1 protein-coding gene and 1 pseudogene are annotated in these 1630 nt (G+C 45.6%); both read left to right on the top strand.

The features are described 5' to 3' along the window. On the top strand, positions 1 to 933 hold a 933-nt coding region (locus tag OEL57_RS16685; protein WP_300742069.1), incomplete at its 5' end, for a tyrosine-type recombinase/integrase. A gap of 332 nt (positions 934 to 1265) precedes the next feature. Continuing rightward, positions 1266 to 1630 (top strand): annotated as a pseudogene (locus OEL57_RS16680) (hypothetical protein); the annotation flags it as partial.

The following is a 1630-nucleotide window of genomic DNA, read 5'->3' as shown; positions in this document are numbered from 1 at the left end:
GTACCTGTCTATATGCCTCCGCAGGTTGTCGTTCAGCAGTTGTTGCCGGCGCAGCCTGTTCAGCATGGCATTACTTTGGTGGAACTTGCTGAAAAGTTTGTAGACCACCTCAAAGCTTCTGGAAGTTCGGAACGTCATATACAAAGCGTATCGACTCATTTCAAAAATCAATTCCTGCCGGTGTTGGGAAACAAGGTCGTTGACAGTATGTCTTATGCGAATGACATCATGCCATTCATTCGGCATTACCAAGACGCCAAAAGCCAAACGGGTAAGCCTGTGGCAATGATTACTATTAACCGATACACAGACTATCTTAATGCGATGTTCAATTTCGGCATTACGATGGGCCTGTGTTCAGTTAATCCTGTCAAAGGCAGAAAGAAAACGAAGGAGCGTCCGCGTGAGGTTCAAATAACGCTTAAAGATGTCAAGAAGATCATGGAGCACGCGGATACGCATGTTGCTTGGGCCATAGAGGTGTGCTTCAATCTAGGCCTGCGCCCAGGCGTATCAGAGCTTTTTGCCATCAAGTACAGTCAAATTGACTGGGTGAAGGGTACAATAAAGGTTTACGCTTCGAAGACTAAGACATACCGGACCATCCCTATTGCCTCTGATTTCCTTAAGAAGTTGAAAGCGAAGCAAAAGGAGTCGAAGCAAGGGTATGTGATCGAGTATCACGGTAAGCCAGTGGAGCGGATGAACAAGGCATATCAGGCAGCAGTTGAGCGTGCTGGCATCAAAGTCCCCACAAGGATGTATGATCTGCGGCATCTGTATGCGACCACTATGCTGACCAATGGGGCTGATTTGGCAGCTGTTTCAAAGCTGATGGGTCACTCCACAATCACCATGACTGCCGATACTTACTACCAGTACATGGTCGGAGAGAAGGAGCGGGCGGTTGGCTTATTGCCGAGTCTGGGGTAAGTTGGGTATCGCGAACGCGGGAGGAGGAAGCTCCTTCCGCGTTTTATAAAAATTGCAATAATTTTTTGGTATTATGCTATAGATTGACAGAGGTAGGCAATAGATAATACAGTAAAAATTAGGTTTTTTGCTTTGCATCTGTGTATTTTTTGAAAAACTATTTAAACGTCTGGAGTGCAAATGTTAAAGTGGCTTGCGAGAATGACGCAAATTTGATAAGATTTATTGACTTTCTGATTGTTGGGGGCGCGGTGCATTCATGGCCTAATTCATCGAAAGGACATGAAGGTATACCTTGATGTGCGTCGTGTGAACGTTAGTGAGGTGGCCGTATGGCATCAACCCAACTCTTGCCTAGCCCGAAGCCTGTTACTGTAAGTGCAAGTAGTGTGATCACAGGTCAATATGTTGCACCTATTGATCGGATAAAGTTATTCAGCAATTCACAGTGGGAAGACTTTGTATTGGAATGGGCCGACTCCCTGAGAGATAATTACGAACGAGTGGAGCGGTGTGGTGGTGCTGGTGATATGGGAAGGGATGTCGTTGCCCTTGCCACGTCAAAAAAAAATGTAGAATTGTGGGACAACTACCAGTGTAAGCATTATGATCATCCTCTTTGGCCATCAGATATTTGGATAGAATTAGGAAAGCTAGTCTACTACACGTTTACTGGCGAGTTCAGCTATCCACGCAA

Source organism: Trichlorobacter sp., assembly GCF_030247655.1.
GTDB lineage: Bacteria > Desulfobacterota > Desulfuromonadia > Geobacterales > Pseudopelobacteraceae > Trichlorobacter.
This window is presented reverse-complemented; position numbering and strand designations above follow the sequence as displayed.